The sequence below is a fragment of the Massilia sp. 01N410 genome, assembly GCF_056399665.1.
On record NZ_JBFTRV010000004.1, the window covers coordinates 281,920 to 302,664 of the forward strand.

At 57.9% G+C, this 20,745-nt stretch carries 12 protein-coding genes; 8 read left to right on the top strand and 4 right to left on the bottom strand.

The window, feature by feature from the left end; translation table 11 throughout:
* Positions 1-2 precede the first annotated feature (2 nt).
* From tnpB to AC1DOP_RS07970, 4 genes are all read right to left on the bottom strand, one after another.
* A complete protein-coding gene (gene tnpB, locus AC1DOP_RS07955; RefSeq protein ID WP_477250686.1) occupies positions 3-386 on the bottom strand; it encodes an IS66 family insertion sequence element accessory protein TnpB in 384 nt (127 codons plus the stop codon).
* Positions 386-721, bottom strand: coding sequence for an IS66 family insertion sequence element accessory protein TnpA (tnpA, locus tag AC1DOP_RS07960; protein ID WP_477250687.1), 336 nt, complete (start codon positions 719-721; stop codon positions 386-388). The genes tnpB and tnpA overlap by 1 nt, the downstream gene beginning before the upstream one ends.
* A complete protein-coding gene (locus tag AC1DOP_RS07965) occupies positions 675-1,271 on the bottom strand; it encodes a P-loop NTPase family protein (protein WP_477250688.1) in 597 nt (198 codons plus the stop codon). Before AC1DOP_RS07965 ends, tnpA begins: the two co-directional genes overlap by 47 nt.
* A 142-nt stretch (positions 1,272-1,413) precedes the next feature.
* Positions 1,414-2,205, bottom strand: coding sequence for a hypothetical protein (locus tag AC1DOP_RS07970; RefSeq protein ID WP_477250689.1), 792 nt, complete (start codon positions 2,203-2,205; stop codon positions 1,414-1,416).
* Positions 2,206-3,244: 1,039 nt separating this feature from the next.
* On the opposite strand from AC1DOP_RS07970, the gene dpdE reads away from it, so the two are divergent.
* Genes dpdE through dpdD form a run of 8 tightly spaced genes read left to right on the top strand, consistent with a single transcriptional unit; the run spans position 3,245 to position 20,711 of the window.
* Positions 3,245-6,415, top strand: coding sequence for a protein DpdE (gene dpdE / locus AC1DOP_RS07975; RefSeq protein WP_477250690.1), 3,171 nt, complete (start codon positions 3,245-3,247; stop codon positions 6,413-6,415).
* A 35-nt stretch (positions 6,416-6,450) separates the two neighbouring features.
* The gene (gene dpdF / locus AC1DOP_RS07980; protein ID WP_477250691.1) at positions 6,451-8,904 is read left to right on the top strand and encodes a protein DpdF; all 2,454 of its coding nucleotides are present in this window, start codon (positions 6,451-6,453) and stop codon (positions 8,902-8,904) included.
* The gene (gene dpdG / locus AC1DOP_RS07985; protein ID WP_477250692.1) at positions 8,901-9,824 is read left to right on the top strand and encodes a protein DpdG; all 924 of its coding nucleotides are present in this window, start codon (positions 8,901-8,903) and stop codon (positions 9,822-9,824) included. Before dpdF ends, dpdG begins: the two co-directional genes overlap by 4 nt.
* Positions 9,821-12,799 (top strand): protein DpdH, encoded by a 2,979-nt coding sequence (dpdH, locus tag AC1DOP_RS07990; protein ID WP_477250693.1) that lies wholly within the window; start codon positions 9,821-9,823, stop codon positions 12,797-12,799. Before dpdG ends, dpdH begins: the two co-directional genes overlap by 4 nt.
* A complete protein-coding gene (locus tag AC1DOP_RS07995) occupies positions 12,786-13,508 on the top strand; it encodes a hypothetical protein (RefSeq protein ID WP_477250694.1) in 723 nt (240 codons plus the stop codon). The genes dpdH and AC1DOP_RS07995 overlap by 14 nt, the downstream gene beginning before the upstream one ends.
* Positions 13,509-13,513: 5 nt before the next feature.
* A complete protein-coding gene (gene dpdJ, locus AC1DOP_RS08000; protein ID WP_477250695.1) occupies positions 13,514-18,013 on the top strand; it encodes a protein DpdJ in 4,500 nt (1,499 codons plus the stop codon).
* Positions 18,010-18,546 (top strand): phospholipase D-like domain-containing protein DpdK, encoded by a 537-nt coding sequence (dpdK, locus tag AC1DOP_RS08005; protein WP_477250696.1) that lies wholly within the window; start codon positions 18,010-18,012, stop codon positions 18,544-18,546. The genes dpdJ and dpdK overlap by 4 nt, the downstream gene beginning before the upstream one ends.
* Positions 18,543-20,711: a protein DpdD gene (gene dpdD, locus AC1DOP_RS08010; protein ID WP_477250697.1), complete on the top strand. Its 2,169-nt coding sequence runs from the start codon at positions 18,543-18,545 to the stop codon at positions 20,709-20,711. The genes dpdK and dpdD overlap by 4 nt, the downstream gene beginning before the upstream one ends.
* Positions 20,712-20,745 lie beyond the last annotated feature (34 nt).

Below are 20,745 nucleotides of genomic sequence, written 5' to 3' on the forward strand. Positions count from 1 at the left end.
TATTATAAAGTTTTTGCTAAGGGAGCAGGTGCATTCTGGATGCCGGCGACAGGTTTTTTGTAGCGCTTGCGCACCTGCTTCGGCTCGATCCCTTCGAGCAGCAGTTTCAGGCCCGTCCAGTCCATTTCGCGGCTTGTGACGTCAGCCCAGTTACTGACGAACCGACCTTGCTCGAGACGCTTGCCCCACACGCACAGGCCGCTGCGATCGAAGTACAGGACGCGGATCTGGGTCGCCCGGCGGTTGATGAACGCGAACAGATGGCCAGACAGCGGGTCCTGGTGCATGACATGTTTTGCCAGCGCATACAGGCCATCGAACGACAGGCGCATGTTGACGGGCTGCCCGTACAGGAACACGCGTACTTGGCCTTCAGGGAAGAACATCAGCGTCTCGTGATCGTCAAAACGACCCCGCCGCCGAGATCGATCCGGACGTCGATTCCAGCAGCGCGTGTCGGCACCGATGCCGGCCCATTTACCGTTACCGACGCCCCGACTACATCTCTGATGGCTCCGAGGTCGATGAACGCTGCCTGCTGCATGGCATTGGCCCCGTGTCCATCGGCTGCGGCCAGCTTGGCGCGCCAGATATGAAAGCTGGCCGTCGACACCGATTCATCGCGGCAGAAGGCTGCGATGCTTTTACCGCTCTGTGCATGCCGAAGCAAACGGCTACGCCAAGCGGCTTCCTTCAAACTTTGCGATTCCAGCTTTTCCATGTCCGGCTCCGTGTTGTTGAACTCGGACAGGATTGTGCCGGCCTGCGAAACCGAAAGATACAACGCCGCTCAGGAACCGGTTACCTTCATTCGTACTTGCGACTGGATCGATGCCAACGTCTTCCCTCATCCAGTTTAGAAATGGCACGGTGGCGTCGTGCCGCAGGCGCGTCAGCACTTGAGTAAACAGTTCGCTCAGCCACGGTTTGCCGTTCGGTAGCGTGTTCGAGGTGTTCGAGACCGCCAGGGCAGGGATAAAAGCGGCCTGCAGTGGCGCATACGCAGCGATCGCTTCCCGAAGCAAACTCATGCGTTCCTTCAGATGGGTTTCGAGGTCGTCCGCCCCGACCTTATCGGCGCGGGTGAAGACGATCAAGGCGTCTTCCCATACCGACGCGCCAAGTGCTTCGGTGAGCATTTTGATGCCACGACGTTCGTCACTCGACACGCGCGACGCGTCCAGCTCGGTAACGAACAACAGACAATCCGCTTCGCCGCTGGTGTCTCGAATGTCCGCCAGATAGCGCTCGTCGTTGCCGACTTCCGGCAAGTCATCGCACAAGCGCTCGGATGCCGATGCGAGAGGCGTCCCGGCGCCACAGTCCTTGTTCGCTGCGAGCGATGTGTAAAGTACTGCTGTACCAGCAGGAGTGAAAGGGTAGCGACTTAGCGTGAGTTCCCCTCCAGGATACTCAAGAATTTTCTTCCCATCGACGGCGCAATGTTCTGATACGGGCATTGCCCTTGAGACCGCGCTTGTCGGGGCCACATAGCACAACCGATCCTTCTGGCAAACCGAATACCTTTTCGATCTCAGCCCGAATGGTCGACACTTTCGCGTCAGCGCGAGCGACGTTCAGGCGGCCTTTGCGTTTGACCGGCGCCGAGCTTGCTGTGGCATCATTGACGTCCGTGTCCTCGTCATCCTCGTCTTCGTCCTCATCCTCAAGGTCGTCATCAATGTCGTCGTCCTCAATCTCGTCGTCTTCGCTATCGCCATCCGTCAATGACGCTTCGACAAATGCGTCGTCATCACCCTCATCGTCTTCTGGATTAGATGCAGATTCGTCGCCACTTCCATCTGCCGAATACCACGTGAACGCATCTTCTACTTCCCAAAGACGGCCCCCCTCGATGTGATAGCTTGCCCGCCCCTGGATCGGCGCAATATAGTCGCTATATCGCGATTGGATCTTCGGATAACTTTCGAACGCCGCTGAAAGCGCTTTCAGCACCTTTGCGTTACCTGCCGCAAAGAGAAATTCAGACCAAGCGGCCTCGTGAAAATTGATGCTCATCGTGCCGTAGGAATACACGGTCGCCGTGATCGACGGGTTTTGCGCAGCGAACTTGGCTAGCGTCGTCGACACAATCCCTCCGAACGATGCCCCTTGCTTCTCGACGCTATCAGCGTGAATTTCAACCGTCGGTAAGGGGTCTCGACCACTAATTATGTTTAACTCACGAGCATTTTTAGTCAGCATGATTATCAGTTTCGTTTTGATGATAACCCTATTGTAGGCAGAGCTTATATTTCTTGCAATCAATAGTTGCTCATGTCTGTTGACGCACAATTCGCGTATTAAGTCGAGGTACTTGTGTAACAACATCTGTGAAGTTAGGTGCTGGGATGTCACGGACGTATTTACATTCGCTCTGTGCAAAGAATTAGTCTCCACGATGGCGAGCAAGAAGCAAGTCAGTATACGAATGGCCGATTTGAAAATATCGCCATGTCCAGAAGCGACAAAAACAACGCTGCCGTTCAATTATTTAATTTAACGAAAATTTACTTGCTGGACGGAACTGCGTTTATTACAATTTTGTCAGGTAACGGACGAGGACGCGCGTCCGCTGCCTTTCCGTTGTGGTCACAAAATGAGGCGCAGTGCGCCCGACGGGCTTGTCGTAGCGTTAATGCGAAGTGAAGGGACGAGAGATGTTTTGCGAGGTAACAGGGCGTGAGCGCGACTGCTTCGGCAATGCAATACGCGCAGACGCAGAATACCTTGTTGACGACTTCACTTCCCCTGCCGAAGGTAGACGTGTGATTTGCCAACAGCAAAGGGCCGCGCCCGCCAGCAAACCAGCGCGTCGCCGTTCCCTTGCGCATGTGTGCACACTGTCCAAGCGCTCGGAAGGCATGCATGGAGGCGCCAGCGAATATCTCCGCTTTATCCGCGAGAAAGTTGGGAAGCACCCCCATACCAGCGCCACCGTGTGCCGGGAGTCCTCTCCAGACAAACTGCTCCATTTTCTGAACAGCTTCAAGTCTGAAACGCCTCAGCACGATGAAGCCCATGCCGAATGCTTGCCACGCGATGTCGCCGTGGGCGGTGTCGCGTCTAGGACGCATGCAAGACGGTCCGCTGCACGCCAATCCCTGACGCAAGGCATCGACGGTGCCCAAGACGTACCGAATCACCTCGTCCCGCGCGACACAACAGCCGACATAGTTGGTTTGGGCAAGCCCCAACCGTTGCCGATCACATTTATCGATAGAACATAGGAAGACACGACGTTATGCCAGTAGATCCACGCCTCGTGGGTAGGTTTGTATGGCTTCCAAGGTTTGGGGCAGGCAAGGTGATGGCGGTGGAGACGACCCGCTACAAGGTCGAACTCTTCTATTCGCCTTGGAAGAAACACAAAGTTTCCGAGAATGCTGACAACGTCAAACCGTACGAATTGCCCGTAAAAACCCGCGTTTATGTCGAGTTCGACGACGGTTGGCAAGCGGGCCAAGTCAAAGCCATGTTCCGCTCTAAGATCTATGGCACTGGCAATGAGTACGACATCGAATTTCTTCATCGTCCGCTGATCCGTCTGCATGAACGCTATGTGTTTTGTCGCGTCTTGGTCGCGCACGATGACCCTACCTTGAGCCTGGCGACGCGCGGTGTCGAAAACCAGTATTGGCACGAGCGTCGTCACCGCTTCAACGCGAATTTCCTGGAACAGCGCGCCGCCGCCAGTGGCCTCGGCAGTCTGCTGTCCTCAGCGATCCGCTTCGTGCCGCACCAGATTGACGTTGCACGCCGTGTCCTGCAAGATCCGCTTCAACGCTATCTGCTCGCCGATGAAGTCGGCACGGGCAAAACAATCGAAGCAGGTTTGATCATTCGCCAGTTCCTGTTGTCAGCCCCAGAAAGCCAAATGGTATGGGTGGCGGCCCCGCGCCACCTACTCTCGCAGTGGAAGAAAGAACTGCGCACCAAGTTTTATATCGACACCTATCCAAATCGGGTGCGCTTCTTCACGCCCAGCGAATTTGGCCTATTACCGGACAACCCACCAGGCCTGCTTGTCGTCGATGAAGCACACCATTTCGTCAGTGGCGACATCCATCCAGACCTGCAGTGGGCCGCCGAGAGCGCACCGCGTCTCTTACTACTGTCGGCTACCCCCGCGCTAGGCCGCAGTGACATCTTGCTGCGCTTGTTGCGTCTGATTGACCCAGATTGCTACGCCGACGTCTCGCTCGAAGCGTTCCAGATCCAAATCGATCAACGCGAACGAATCGGCAATTTTCTGCGCGGTTTGCGTCCCGACGCGACGGTCGTCCTTCTGAAACAGCGTTTGCGCAACGTGCCTACCTTGTTCCCCAACGACGCGGAAGCGCAGCGTCTTGGTGACGCCATTGCCGACGCAATCGCCGCTGGCAATGTCGAAGCGACGAGGCAGATCGTGAATCTGCTCCGTGGCCACGTCGCCGACGTGCATCGTATCAATCAACGCCTGGTTCGCACGCGCCGTCGTGACGCCGTGCAGTGGGCATTCCGCCCGCGTGGACCCGTTTGCGAAGATGACGACGTGCCTGATCTCGGGCACGTGCAATGTGCCTATGTCGACGACGACCGGATGCAAGACACGGTCGACCTATTCGAGCAATGGCGCAACGATTGCGTCGCCGCGATCGATCAAGGAAATACGCCGCCGGAGACCGTCAAAGCGTATCTCCCCGCTTTATTTGATGCCTTAAGTAAGAGCGTCGATCTGTTCGGCACCTTGGTCGGCAGCTTGCCGGACGCGGTCATCGCGCCTTCCTGGAAAGCCGCGTTCCAAGAGGTGATCGGCGAAGAAGAAGCGAACGAGGGACGCTATCACCAAGTCGCTGCGCGCATCGAAGAATTTTTCCACCAGGTAGGTCGGGTGGCGCAAACGGCCAAGCCGCGTATTGCGGTTTTCGGCAGCGATGCGAACGATGTCCGTGCCTGCGCCGCCGCGCTAGCCGCGCGCCTAGGGGGGCAACGTGTCGTACTGGCCGCCGAACTGGACGACGCTGACGACATCGCCGCCATCTTCGGCACCAACGCCAGTGCCAACTTCTTGTTCTGCAGTCCGGCCGAAGAGGAGGGTTTAAACCTCCACTTCATGGATGCGATCGTGCACCTCGACTTGCCACTGTCACCAGTGCGGGTCGAGCAGCGGATAGGCCGACTGGACCGCTTCGGACGAAAACTCGGGCATTTGGAGCAGCAAGTCATCCTGCCAACGGCGCCCATCGAGTTCAGCTATTGGCACGCCTGGTACGAGATCCTCGCCAAATCCTTTCACATCTTCAATCAGCCCATCACAGATGTGCTGTTCTCGCTCGATGCTGTGATGGCGGACCTCGTACAAACGCTGCTCGTCGATGGCGTACAAGGTTTGCGCGATGCGCTTGATCGCATCCGGACGACCTTGCGCACGGAGCGGGATCGCTTGGACGATCAGCACGCGCTGGACAAGGTATTGTTGGAACAGCAGGGCGCCACTGATGCTTGTAATGCCTTGGTGCGGGTGGACCAACAAGACAGTGAAATTCGTGCCGCGACGTTGGACTGGATGGTGAAATGCCTGGGCTTCCAGTTGGCCGATGATCCGCTCAAAGTGTTTGAGGTGCAGTGGCGAGAGCCACGCATCCAATTACCGAAGCAGCCATGGGCACAGCATTTCAGCAAGCTGCTCAATACCAAACTGACCTTTGAACGCTACTTGGCGCTCAAGGAAGGGCAAGTGTCCCCGCCGCAAATCGTGCGCTTCGGCTCGCATATGACGCGTTTATTGGACAAACAGTGTCGATGGGAGGACCGCGGTACCGCGTTTGCAACCTGGCGCCACCTGCCCCAAATGGAGGACGACCTCTGGCTAGGGTTTAAGCTCTGCTACATCGTCGAAGCACGCTTACCCACCGGTCTACCCCTTGAAGAGCAGCAGAGCTTGCGCGCCCGTTTAGATACCTATCTCGCGCCGTGGCTACAAACCTTTTTTGTCGACGCCGAGTTGCAAGTCGTCACCGACCCGGGACGACTCAAGATGCTTGACCGCCCGTACGACGAACATACCGACACCAGTCTCGTACGTCGACCGGAACTGTTCGATCATCTGATGGGCCGCACCCAATTCGAAACCTTGTGCCGCCAAGTACGGGAGCACTCGGAAGACTGGCTGCGCAATAACGAGTCCTATCGGCGCGCGGTGGATGAAGCGGTCGAGCGAGGCCGCCTCGATGTACAGCGCCGCATCACGCGACTCAATCAGCGCAAGGCGAATCGTCAAAAGCGAGGTGAAACCATGGACTCGGGCTTGGATCGTGAGATTGCCCTCAATACGATGCTGTTCGATGCCTTACCGAACCCAGTCGTGCGCCTTGATGCGATCGGCCTGGTGGCCTTGAGTCGTCTAGCGCCAGAACAGTTTGGTGGCGTATGACGACCGTGTGTACCGGTGAAGCAGCTTACGCAGCCTTGCGTGATGCGCTCCAACATCCAGCCTCCGCAGCGTCGTTCACCTGCGCCGAAGTGCCATTCGAACGTCTACGCCGCGCCATTTTGGATGATGACTTAAGCCCCTTAGACCGAGGCATCCGCCTGCGTCACGCGCTGCGTTACGCCGACGCCACATTGTCATCGAGCAGTATGCGGCGTGCCGTCCCGCGTCCTGGCAGCGCACGCTGGCCAAGTCCACAGCAGTGTGAAGAGTGCGGCTTAGTACTGCGCGCGGGTGATCTTGTCGAAGCCGAACCATGGCGACCCACTTGGCTTGAGCAAGGCCGCTTCGACGTCGACTTGCAAGCCATGCGGCAGGAAGCGCGTCCTTGGATTAAACGCCTGCCCACTGCCGATTACTGGATGCAGGGCCGTTTTCATTACCAGCATTATCGTGGTCCCGGCCAAGCCCTTGCCGTGCGTGCTGCCTTACACATGCCAACTGGCGAAGCTTTGCTCGCTGTCCTGCCGACAGGTGAGGGGAAAAGCTTGGTGTTCCAAACCTTGGCGGCGGCCAATCCGCACCAAGTCGTGGCAGTCGTGGTGCCAACAGTCGCACTGGCGCAAGACCACGACAACAGTACTCAAGCATATGGCACGCTGCTCGGCAGCCATCCTCACGCTTATGTGGGCGGCCAAGACCAACAAAACGCTGAGATTGTTGATCGCATCGCCACCGGCGAACAAGGCTTGTTGTTCGCCGCGCCCGAAGCATTTGTCGGTCGTTTGCAACCGGCACTGTTAAGTGCGGCAAAAAACGGCAAACTCGCCGCCGTTGTGGTCGACGAAGCACATCTGGTTGACGCATGGGGTACCGATTTTAGAAACGAATTTCAGTTGCTCGCAGCGCTCGTGGCCGAACTGCGCGCGCAAGCGCCAGTGCATCGCCAACCGCGCCTCGTGTTCCTGTCGGCGACGGTGACGCAAATCGCCTACGACACCCTACGAAGCCTCTTTATCCCCTATGCTCCCTTGCCAATCGTGGCTGGCGCCCGTTTACGGCCCGAACCTGACACCTGGATTGCACCAATGATGCCCGACGAGGACACGCGACGCGCGCGTATCATAGAGGCCCTCATGCACGTGCCACGGCCTGCCATCTTGTATGTGACGAAGGTGGAGGATGCGCGCGAGTGGTACAAACTGGCAAAGGACATGGGTTTTCGCCGCGTGCGCGCCTTGCACGGCGAGTCGAGCGCGGCCGACCGTAGTGCCACCATCAAAGCGTGGAGCACAGGTGACCTCGATCTGGTCATTGGCACGTCTGCCTTCGGCCTCGGCATCGACTACCCTCATGTACGCACCATCATCCACGCCTGTATTCCAGAGAGCCTCGACCGCTATTACCAAGAAGTTGGTCGCTCAGGCCGGGACAACCATGCAAGCATGGCGCTGCTTGTGCCGACCATCGCTGACCAAGGCATCGCGCAGTCCGTTGCGCGCCAAAAGATTATTTCGGTCGAGAAGGGTTTAGCCCGTTGGGATGCGATGTTCCAGCGCGCGCGACGAGCGCCGGATGCGCTGACGCGCTTTTACGTGGATACGACGGTGGCACCGACGTACGACATGGACATGATGGGAGACCGTCATGAAGATTGGAATGGCCGGGTCTTGTCCTTAATGGCACGCGCCGGCTTGATTGCGTTTGCTGGCTTGCGCTTCAATCCTGACATAGGCCGCACGGAACTGGCGGTCGATACGCTCGACGATGGTCACCGCGATCCTGCTGTGTGGGCAGTTCGGGTCGAGCCGATCCGCCAGATCCTATTGAACACCTGTTCCGAACGCTCCGCCGGGATGCGCGCACTGCTCACCCAAACGCATTGCCCGAGCAAACGCCTGCAGGATCTATACGCCTTAGATAACGGCACCGAGTTACTGCCCGTTGTGCCCGCCTGCGGAGGGTGTGCGGTATGTCGCGCCAAGGACGGGCAGCATTGGTTCGCCAACTGGCCAAATCCCCCCGTCGCGCCTTGGCCTGTTGGGAAGGTCTCAGCACGCTTGCTGCGCCATCTGGACCGAGGCCGCGGGCTTATCGAGCGCGAGCGCGAAACCTTTAGCACCTTATCGCAGCGCCGCATTATTCGCGAGTTCATCCAAAGCTTGTGGGACGACGGCATCCGCAAATGTCTGGTGATCGGCGGTGCGCCCGAACCTGTGTTGCACGCGCTTGGCGAACGTCCATGGTGCACACTGCAGTCAGACAACGCTAAGCTATTGAGCAGTAACGGCCTGCCACCAGGACCAACCGTCATATGGGTCGTTGCTGGTATCGCCATCCCCGAACACCATTTCTCGCCACGCGACGCAGGCGAGGAGCGGTTCTTCATCATTCCGACTGGACTAGCCAATCCCGATCGTCCAGGACGTTTGATCGGCGATACCTTCCCGATCGCGACCTTCAATTCTCTTTACGAGTCCCTCCAAACATGAGCGTCATCAGCACTCTGGTTGCCCAACCCAACCGTATCGTCGTCGCCAGCGAATTTGTCCATAGTTTTGGCGACAAAGGTGCGCCGATGGAAAACCTGGAGCAGATGCTCTCGCCCTTACCGACACAAACTGGTCAAGGCGACGCAGACGTCGACCCGAGCGAGCGTAGTGGTACGACAATCGCCAAAGGGGTTTTGAATGAAATGCAGAAGCTCAAAATCCTCGAAATGGCCGAGGATGGGCGCCTACGCTTGAACCCTGCATTGGCCGCAAATGGGCGAAAAGCGGACTGGGCAGCACGCTTGTACGACTACCTTTTTCCGCTCATGTGCACGACCGAGAAAGCACGCGCGCATGGCCAAGACGAGTTGCCGGACGCCTTGTGCTGGTTGTTACGGCAAAATCCTACGCAGCCGCTTGGTTTTAGCGGCGGCCAACACTATGACGCCCTGAGTGGTCAAATGATCGATGGCGACCCACTGGTTGATAGCATCCGCAGCGACGCACGCTACCAAAACGCTGTGTATTGGGCCCGCTACCTCGGACTTGCCGAGCGTCTCACCATCAAACCTGTGGCCGAAAAAGTGATTCCGGATCCAGCGCGCGCCATCACAATGCGCTTGCCGCAGATCTTCGCTGACGACCGCGAACTTACCATGCAAACCTTTATACAACGTCTCGGTGTGCAAATTCCTGTGCTCGATGGGGGACAGGTGTGGAACGAGATGGAGAGCCGTCTTAAGGCAGCTACGCATGCCCACGACCACCTTAGCCAGGCAACGAGTTTCGCCCTACTACGCTTAGAGCAGGCTGGGAAAATCAAACTCGCGGAAATTTCTGACGCCGGTGCATGGGAGTTACGCGTCGGTCGCGAAACGAAATCCCCCAGCCATATCACCTATCTGGAGACCAGCAAATGACGACCCTGATGCCCTGCTGGGAAGAAGGCGAACTCCTTCACATCCTCAAACCGGATGCGGAAGAGATCGATGACCGCGTGTTCCATGCGGTGCATTGCCCGACTGAGTTGCAAGTGGGGGACTCCGCATCTGGAGCGCTGGTCACGAAGTCGCCTGAAGACCTCGTCAAAGCATTCCTCGATCCCCATCGAAATTATGTGCAGATGGCGGTCATCGGCGAGTCCGGCACCGGCAAATCGCACCTCATTCAATGGCTACGCCTCAACATCCCACGCGACCCGTCGACTGTCTTGCTGACGATTCCTCGCACCGGGACGAGTTTGCGCGGCATTATTGACCGCATCATCCAGCACCTGCCAGTCGAAGAGCGCGCGCCGTATGAAGAGCGTCTGCGCAATGCTGGTAACCATGCGATGACGCAGGCTGCCAAAGTGACGCGATTTTTGGATGCGCTGGCCCATGCGATCGAACATGGCAATGCCTCGACGGACCCAGACGACATCGACTTGGCATCGGTTTTGCCGAGCATTTTTCATGACCCCAACCTGCGTAAAGAGTTTTTTACGAAACCGGGCGGAACGACGGATCTGATCGTTCAACACATCTTTAGCGACCCGAGCAGCCGCGATCACGACGACCAGAAGCGTGAATTCAGTAAAGGTGACTTGCCGCTCGATGGCCAAAGCTATCTACGTGCCGCGCAAATGTCGCAAGACGCGATCGACTTCATCAAAGGCGACAGCAGCATGGAACAGCGCGCGATTAACATGATGAACGCGCATCGCAATGTCGCCATTTCCCAGACCCTCAACTTCTCGGCAGACCACCTGATCGAGCTGATGAACACCCTGCGGCGCCACCTAGCACGCCAAAACAAGCGCTTGATCCTATTGATCGAAGACTTTGCGCGTGTCCAAGGCATCGATACCGCACTATTACAAGCCTTGATCACGCCGCCATCGCAAGGTGATGAACGCTTGTGCGAACTGCGTTGGGCGATGGCCGTGACGACTGGTCCCTACAAACTGATCGAGGCGACGGTTCGCACCCGCACCACGATCGTGGTCGACATGGATCGGAGCTTGCCAAGTAGCTTGGAGCGCTTAACGACGGGTTATCTGAACGCCCTACGTTTGGGCATGCACAGGCTAGAGCAACTCCCGATGACCGACGCACCGCCCTCGCGTTGTAGCACTTGCCAATACCGGCCATCCTGCCATAGTGCGTTCGGTGCGGTCGATGGGATTGGTTTGTTTCCCTTCACGCAAACGGCCATTCACACGATGGCGCGCCGCACGAACTCGGTCAACAGCGATGGCACCTTCAATGCGCGACGCTACATGCGCTCGGTCCTCGAAGGGGTGCTGAAGCACGAATACGCCGACCTCGCCCAGGGCGAGTCCCCGTCGACTGATCTGGTGAATCGCATTGGTGGATCCCGGGTGTTAACGCCTGCCCAAAAGCAGATCATTCAGCAGCGCGATGGCGTCTATACCGAGCGTCGTATCGCCTTGCTCGAACTGTGGAACGGTAAGTCAGAAGTCGTCAACCTCGCCCCTGGCATCCATACCGCTTTTGGCATCCCACTGCTGAGCGATGTGGGAAGCAGTACCGTCGTAGAAGACGACATGCCCACTGAGATGACCTCGCCGGGCAGCAACCAACAACACTTGCCAAGATACGTCGACGAACTGCATAAATGGGCCAACCAAGAAAAAGTGTTGAGCTCCCCGGCCGTCAACGAACTACGCGGCCTCGTCTATGGTGCACTTGAAAGCTATATTGACTGGGACATGTTGGGTATGGAAAAGGCTGCGATGGCAAATCCAACCGCGACCAAGGCCCCTTTCCGCCAGGCGTGCATCAACTTCATACCGCAACAGACACAGCGTCTCATAACGATTCTCACGCTCGACATCGGGCGCGAAGACGCGCTGGCCTTAGAGGCCTTATTGTCGTTCAAGCACCATCAACACTGGGATTTTCCCGGAGCGCTGCAGTTGTTCACCAACTTGATGACGTCGCTAGAGCGCTGGGCCGTGCAAGTCCAACAGCAATTGCGTCATCTATTTAGTGGAAACAAGGAGTGGCAACCGGTGGCCGCGGCCGCGGAATTGCTCGTGCTAGCGCACTATGTGTGTGGCAAGGTCAAACTCGAAACCGATATCGATACCTTGGCAATGCAAATCTGGGGTCGTCCACAACTCGAGTCAGCCAAATACGCGTCGCCGACCTTAAAGCGAATCGCCGATAAATTGGCGGACAAGGTACCCATGTTGTTGGCATTCTTGCGCACACATGCTTCGGGTACCAAAGGGGGACGAGTCGGTAACTTCGTACGCATGGCGCCCGTGTTCGCGGCAGTGCGCTCACTGCGCATGCGTAGCTTGCAACTCAACTACGTACCGCCAGAAAAGTCGGATAGCGGGGACATACAAATCCTAATCGACCTGTACCGTTTGGTGAAAGAGGGACTGCCGGCCGCGGTGGAGGACGAACGCCAAGTACGCAGCGTCTGGTACGACAATCTTGTTCAACACCTTGGCGCAGAAGCCAAAGTCTCGACCCTAATCGCGGCTTTGCGTGACTTGATCGAGGATGTGGTCAAGCAAGGCGTCACTGCGGGTCTCACGCGTAAGCAGTTAGAAGAGAGTCTGACTGACGCCCGGCCCCAACTGTTCGATAATGCGCTCGGACACGGTGCCGCCATCGCGGCCGCGAACATGGGTGAGGCCTTGGTGCGTACGACGAGCATCGGCGAACATGCTGAAGCAATGACGCAACTACTTGCACGGGCCGATACTTTTATACGTACCGTCAACCAGTCTGTCGAAAACCAATATCACCAGTTTAACCAACAGGCCGGCGCTGGCTTAGCAGACAGCGAGGTGCGGATTGCGAGGTCGCTCGATGAGATCGCCCAGGCCCTCGACGTAGTGGCACAACTTCCAAGGAATGACCATGAGCCTGCTTGAACAAGTTGCCCGCACCAAGCAACGCATCTACGACTTACAAGCATTAGAGCGGCGCGCCGCGCGGGCCGCCGAATTCGAACAGCGTGCCACCACGCTAGGCGCCATCGTCACGACGCTGAAGCCGCTTTGCGTGCCGGTGGCTGTGCTCAAACAAGCTGGCATCGACGTGCCGGAACTGGACGAAGCACTGCTTGGCGCCTTGCGCTCGAAAGCCGCCGACATGAGAGCCGCGTACGCTCAAGATCGCAGTACGATGTTGATGCCTTTCCCGGGTCAAGATTTCAAGTATGTCTTTGTAAACCCATGCACGACGTTTCGGCAGAAAGCGGAGACCGCGCTAAGGAATGCCTGGTCACAGTGGGTTCACATCAAGGCGCCAGCGATTGATCAAGAGGTGTTGAAGGTTTTGTACAACGTAAATGCTTTACGCATTACCGTGACGCGTATTCAAGCGGTGCTTGCGCAAATCGACCGCCACGCGAACGCGTTGCCGCAAAGCGTCGATGATGTACAACAGGTCCTCAGGCAATGTGCACAAGCGGAAAAGGCCTGGCATGAACTCGCAGGTGATGGCATCGAACCTGACGTGCTGGCCTTCCTGCGTGCCGCTGGCAGCACAGGGGCAACTTACGAACAATTTACGCCATCGATTCTTGCTTGGCTCGATTCACATAATTTGCGGCACGTACTGCGCATTCGTTTGGGCTGACAGCGATGACGGTAGATTCTCTGACGTTGTTAGACGCTATCGAGCGTCGCGAGATGCTGTCGTTGACCTGGGGCTACGTCGACGGCAGTATGTCGCGCAACGAAGTGCTTCAACTGTTACCTCACGCGGGCGAGGACGTTGACGTCGAGGCCTTACTCGAAGACCTCATCGTGCGTCGCTTGGTGATCGAGACGCCACAACGGCGTATTCGCTCACGCTTTGCCGAGTCGATCCGTCTACTCACCCGCTTGCGTCAATTGTTCGACGGACGCCCATGGCAGGGTGCGCCGCGGCTCGTCTCCGATTTTCGTGTCGACCTACGGCGGCGTCGTTATCCGATGCGCGATCGTCCGGCGCACCAGATCGGACTCGCACACAGGCAGGTCCTTGACGACCAGGGTATGCGCTGGGCGGCGTGGCAGGCCTTAGCCGAACAACCTCCATTGGTGCTAGCAGGCTTTCAAGAACGCGCGACGATGCGCCTTCTCACAAGCAAGGGCGACACGGGCACGATTGTTACCGCAGGAACCGGTAGCGGTAAGACGCTAGCTTTTTATTTGCCCGCACTGATCCGGGTGGCGGAGCATATCGAACGCGGCGAAGCTTGGGTCAAATGTTTGGCGATCTATCCACGTATTGAACTTCTGAAGGACCAACTAGCTGAGGCCTTTAAGCGTGCACGTGGAATGGATGCGGTGCTGCTCCAAAAAGGGAAACGTCCTATTCGTGTCGGTGCGTATTTCGGTTCGACACCCAGACGCGCCACGCCAACGGAAGTAGAGTCAAAGTGGCCGGCGCGTGGCCAAGCATTCGTCTGCCCATGGCTGCGCTGTCCCGAGTGTGATGCTGATCTACTTTGGAAGCGCGAAGATTTACAGCGCAAGACTGAACGCCTCGTATGTAGTGCTGCCGCTTGCCAAACCGTGATCACCGGCGAACAGCTGACCTTGACGCGTGAAAGCCTGGGCGCCGCACCACCGGATATTTTGTTTACGACCACCGAGATGCTGAATCAGCGCATGTCGGACTTGCGTTACCGCAGCTTATTCGGGATTGGCCAATCGCCGAGCCGCCGCCCCTTATTTGCCTTGCTCGACGAAGTGCACACCTATGTTGGCACCAGTGGCGCCCAGTCGGCGCTGGTGTTGCGGCGTTGGCGGCATTTGCTCGGCGCACCAGTCGTGTGGTGCGGCTTATCGGCGACGTTGCAGGAGGCACCACGCTTCTTTGCCGATCTGGTCGGATTGAGTACTGACCAGGTTGCCGAGGTTACGCCAGCACTGCATGAGATGACTGAGGAGGGCGCCGAATACCAAGTCGTGGTGCGTGGCGACGCCATGCTTGAAGCCTCGCTCTTGTCCACCACGATTCAAGCGTCGATGCTCCTCGCCCGCATGCTGGACCCGAGCCGTGATACGCCGTCGCTTGGGGCCTTTGGACGCCGACTGTTCGTCTTCACTGACAACCTTGACGTTATCAATCGCCTCTACAACAATCTGCAAGACGCAGAAGCTTATGACATCTTTGGTCGGGAGGATCCCAATAAGCCACCGCTAGCGGCGCAGCGCGCCGGTGGTAGCGACGACGATACACAACGTGATTTGGACGGCCAGCGCTGGCGTGCTTGCGAACGAATTGGTCGCAATTTGTCCGACCGCCTCCTTGTCGGTCGCACCAGCTCTCAAGACCCCGGCGTCTTAGCTGCAGCCGATGTGATTGTCGCTACTCCCTCGCTCGAGGTCGGCTACAACGACGACCAAGTAGGCGCGGTTATTCAGCACAAAGCGCCTCGCAATATGGCTTCCTTCTTGCAGCGGAAAGGGCGCGCCGGTCGCCAGCGCAAGATGCGACCGATGACGGTCACGGTGCTGTCGGATTACGGCCGCGACAAGATCGCGTTCCAAACCTATGAGCACTTGTTCGATCCTGTGCTGCCGCCCCAGCACTTACCGGTCAAAAACGAATACGTGTTGCGGATGCAGGCTGTGTTTGCGTTGCTCGACTGGCTGAGCCAGCAAGTTCGCAATGCCCCGGCATCAGGATGGATGTGGGATTTATTGAGCCGCCCCGACAGTACGACCAATGCGCTGGTCAAGCAACAGGTGGAAGCGACTCTAACAGCCTTAGCGCGCGGTGACGCTGCGGTACTGGCATCCTTGAAAGCGCACTTGCGCCAAGCGCTGCAGATTCCGCCCGAAACCGTTGAAGCGATTCTGTGGGAGCCACCGCGTGCACTGATGCTCGAAGCGGTACCCACGCTCGTCCGACGCTATTTCCGCCAGTGGCAGCTGGTCAATCCGCAAGGCAGTGTGCGCACCGACATGCAGGTCGGCTGGCACCCTTTGCCAGACTTTATCCCGCGTAATCTATTCAGTGATCTCAGTCTGCCCGAGGTACAAGTTCACATCCCGCCCGCGACCATCCGTCATGAAGCGCGGCAGGAAGCCATGCCCATCGTACAAGCGCTGCAACAGTTGGCGCCAGGCCGTGTTACCCGCCGCTTCGCCTTTGAACGCGGCGGCTTGTATCACTGGGCCGCAATCGAGATCGAACACGATCAGTATCAATTGCCGGTCGATACCTACGCACGACAAAACGAATACCTTGGCGAGTTTGAGGGCCTTGACCACGATGGCAATCGGCAGCGCTACCCGGTGTTCCGACCCTGGGCCGTCGAACTGACCATGCCGAACACCAAGGTCGTGCTACCGACCTCGAACGCAATGCCTCGTTGGATGAGCGCCTGGACCCCGCATGGGGTGCCCTTGCGGGTTGATGTCCCAAGCAAGAGCGCTTGGTATGACTGCGTCACCGCCGTCTGCTTTCACCTGCATCGCTTCCGCGGCAGTGTCGCCGTCCAGCGCTTTACGCACCAAGTTGATGCGACGATCCGTCAGCATACTGGGGATCGTTTGGTCGACGTCCTTTTTACCGACGCGCAGAATCGCCCAGCGGCCGTTGGTTTTGAAGTCGAGGTCGATGGCTTCTATGTCGATGTGCGCCTTCCGTCTGCCCAAGCTTTGGCAAGCACTGCCTTACCAGCGGCGCTGCAGCATAGTAGTCGCACTGCCTACCTGCGTTACCGCCTCTTGAGCGCGCCGGAGCTGCCAAAGGAAGTCAATCTGCTGCAGCGCGAATGGCTATTCCAAATCTTCTTGTGCGCGCTTGTTGACCAAGCTGTACAGCAGCAGCTCACGCTTTCACAAGCGGGGGCGCAGTTGTTTGCCCAAGCAAATCCGTTACGGGCGTTTATCCAAGTCATGCGCTCCCTGTTCGCCTTGCATGAACAAGATGTGGGACAGGTCATTGAGGATGACGACGACGAGCAAGAGGATGCGCCGAGTCAGCGCATGAGCCGCTTAGAAGAGCGCCTGACGGAAAGCCTCGGGCGCCCGGAGGTCTTCGCAACGCTAAGCCGCTTGGCGCAGGAATTCGATCAGCCGGATCCTGAAGCCTATGGTAATTGGCTACGTGCGTCCATCCACGAGACCTTGGGCGAAGCGCTGCTGCAAGCGTGCATCAACACGGCGCCGCGGCACGCTGCTCTTGACACCTTATTGGTGGACATCGACACCGATCGCCCCGATGACACCGTTCGGATCTGGGTGACTGAATCCACGCTTGGTGGTGCTGGCGTCATCCAAGCCTTCGCACAAGCGTTTACGGGTGAACCTCGGGCGCTATTCCGCGCGATCGAGGCGGCGATCGCGCCGAGCGACATGGAGCTGGCCAGCTATGGTTTGCGGCAATTCGTCGATCTAGCAACCACCGATGAAAACATTCAGACGCTCGCTGCGCAACTGCGCAGCAGCCAAGGTCACTTGGAAAGCAAACAGTTGCGGGACCGCTTGTACCGCTTGTTGTCGGCGCGCGGCGTCGAAGTCAGTCACGGCTTCAGCGTTTCTTTGAACGCCAGATTATTGCGGCCTGGCAGCACGAGCGCCGTCGATCATTTGTTGGTCAAACTGACCCGCCATTGGGAAGCGCTGGAACAGCGCTTTGGCGTAGCAATCGGTCTTCGCGAATTTTGCTGTCTCAGCTTACAAGACCGAGATCTGCGTACTGACATCGTCAGCGCACTAGGGAATCTTACGAGGGCCGCCCCGCAAGACGCCGACCTCATCGCTGTGTTGAGTGGGCTGTTGTGGCCAAAGGGGATCGAGATCCGGCAACGGACACTGCAATCCTACAACCCCTTCCGACCGCGTCGCTTATCAGATCCTGCGCTAATTCGCCATCTCTTGTTGAATCCGAACTTGCCAGTGGTCGAGTTGACGGAGGAGGGCGACGATTGGTACACCCAATTCGCGCACGTGATCGCGCAGCGTGGCATCGTGCAACTGGCCGCCCCACGCGCTGCTGATCGGCGCTTACGTGCAGCCATTGTCCGCATCGTGTCGACGGCAGTCGATGTCGGATTCTTGCAATTTTTCCCCTACCTCGAGCGAGTCGAGAAAGATGAGCACGAAATGCGTGTGGTCTTCACAATACGGGAGCAGACATGAGTAGTGCAAAGCATGCGGCACGCGATTTGTTCGGGCCGGAGCAAACCGGCGCCATTCGCGACTTGTTGCAGAGTTTATTCGTCACTGAACTAGTGCGACCTAGCCCTCGGCTCTGGCTAGCCTTTGGCTGGATTTCCGACATCGAAATCGTCGACAATCGAGCACGACAATTCGCGGCCCTGCAACCGGACTGGCCAGCCAGTGGCATCCGTTTGTCCCAAGTGATGACTGCCCTGATCGAGGCCGGCGGGACCATTGCGCTGGTACTGCGCGACATCGAGCACAATCGCCAGTTCATGGACGTCATCAAACCGCTCCGCGCGCGCTTTCCTGATCAACTCAAGGTGGCATGGGGATCGGTCGTGCACGACAAAGGCATTCTCGGCGACGACTTCCTCTTGAGCGGATCGATGAATCTGACTTATAACGGCGTGACTATCAACGACGAACACCTGACCCTGCGCACTGACATGGCCTCGGTCCAGGAGTGGCGTTTGGCATTGGAACAGAAGTGGAGTAAAGCGCTCGCATGATTACCGAAGATGTACAAACGGCGCAGCACTTTGTCGACCAATTTCGTGCGCTGATCGATTTTTCCGCGTTTCCCGACGAGATCCGCCAAGAGTTCGATGCCTTGGCGCGCACGGCGACTAGCGAGCGCTTTCCCGGTGCGATGCTGATGCTGCCGCGCGTCGGCAAGCGTAGTCTCTACTATGCCTTAGCCAACGATGCTGCCGAATGGCGTCGCTTACGCCCGCTACTGATCGCCTATGTCGGGCCAACGCTAACCTCCTTCCAAGGTTGGCCAGAACCTTTATTGCCGCACGCGATCGCTGCCGAGGCGCTGCTGTCCACTGCCGGCTTCCACGTGGTAGCACGTCTGGTCCCAGGCGAGGACGACAAAGTCCAACGGTTCACGCGCCGCAGTTTCGAGCGCATGGTGGGGATGGTCGTTGCAGCGCCGACTACCACGACCGCCGTCCCGCAATCGACTGACCGCTTGCTGGCACATTTTGCCGATTGTTTGAACGGGAACGATTACGCCAGCGCGCAGCAGATCCTCGAGCAGTGTGAGCGTGAGCTGCGCGTCGATGCGCTGAATTTACTTTTCCTGCGCGTTCGTTTGCTGTCCTGGTTCGGCAACTGGCACGCGATCGTCGACATGCCCGAGTTCCGTTCCCTATGCCACACCCGCCGCCCGCAAGCCGTCACGGCAGCGCTACAGGAGGCGGTCTATCAGGTCTGGGTGCATCAGCAAGGTGACATCCCTGCGCTCGGAACGGTCTGGACCGACCAATTACGGCCTGACTTCCTGAGTTTGCTGCAACTGCCGATTCTTCCCAGTGCATCGCGAGGCGTACTGACACTGTACGCGCTAGAGGCACTGACAGTGACAACCCGCAATCGTACTTTGGAAGCGGCGGTGTTGGCACAGGCCGCCGTGATTCCCGACCTCATCGATGCCTTGACTGCAAATGGGCGCACGGGAGACGAACCGACGTCCGAACCGGCGGCCCCGGCGGCACCTGCCGCTACGCTACCGGCTGCGCAACAAGCTTTAGTCGAGGCTGAGCGCAGCAACACGCTCGAGACCATCGCACGCGCTTTGCTGTCGATCGAAGCGCTGAGTGCCGATGAGCGCGCAAATCTGTTGGCGTCAGCGCCGTTTCGCTCGCTATGGCAAAGCCTTGAGGCGGAAAACCACAGCGCGCCACCCGCCACCTGGCAAGAGTGGTTTAAGCGTCTGGACGCGCCAGAATTCACTGACGCCTTGCACGTGTTAACGCACGCTGTGAGCGAATGGCCTGCTGCGCTCTTGCAAGACCCAGTCGACATCGCAAGCTTTGAGCGGGCTTTGCAAGAGGTCCCCGAAACGTCGCCCGCTTCAGACCGCCTTGCAGATGCCTTGCCCGCCCTAGTCAACTGGACGCTGCAAGATCCAGCTTTCCCGCGACCGAGCATGCTGCCCGTGTACGACACCCTACTGTTTCACTTGATGGTGGGGGTGCGCCGCTCCAGCGCCGTGTTCGAGTCGGCGGCCGTTCTCATTCGCGCACTGCTGTCCTTGGGTCTGAATCAGAGTCGCTACCGCTCACTGCTCGACGACTGCCTAATGTTAAATGGCGAGGCGATGTCGAAGCGGACGGTGTATTGGATGCTCGACGTGCTGGAAGAGACCCTCCTCAATCCCTGTGCCAACGAAGAAGCACGGCGTGCGTTTTGGTACGCCGCTTGCACGCGCTTGATGCAACTGAAGGCATTTTTCAGCCCAGGACAAAAAATTGTCTTCGACAGACTTGCCACAGACTTGGGTTGGCCGGCGCAGTGGGAGCAGGAAGAGCGCCTTGCCAAAGTGACGGCGGACTCGCAACGCCAACTCTTGCAAAGCGCACTCGACGGCAGTTTTGTGGCGATTTACACCTTGACCGAATCGGCTGCGCGACAAGCCACCACGGTGCTCAAGGAATTGGCACCGACCTTGCGCGTCGAATCGTCACATGACAAGGTCGCCTCAATCACACTCAAGAACCTCGCACATCAGGCTGACATCTTCGTGATGGTTGCCGCATCGGCAAAGCACGCTGCAACCGGATACATCCAACAAGAAAGGCAGGGCAAGCCGACTCTCTACGCAAACGGAAGGGGTTTCTCAAGTATCGTACGGGCCATCGAAAACCACGTCCTGGGCGGCGACTGAACAGCGTCTCACCTGCGTTATTGAGCGTTTGCCA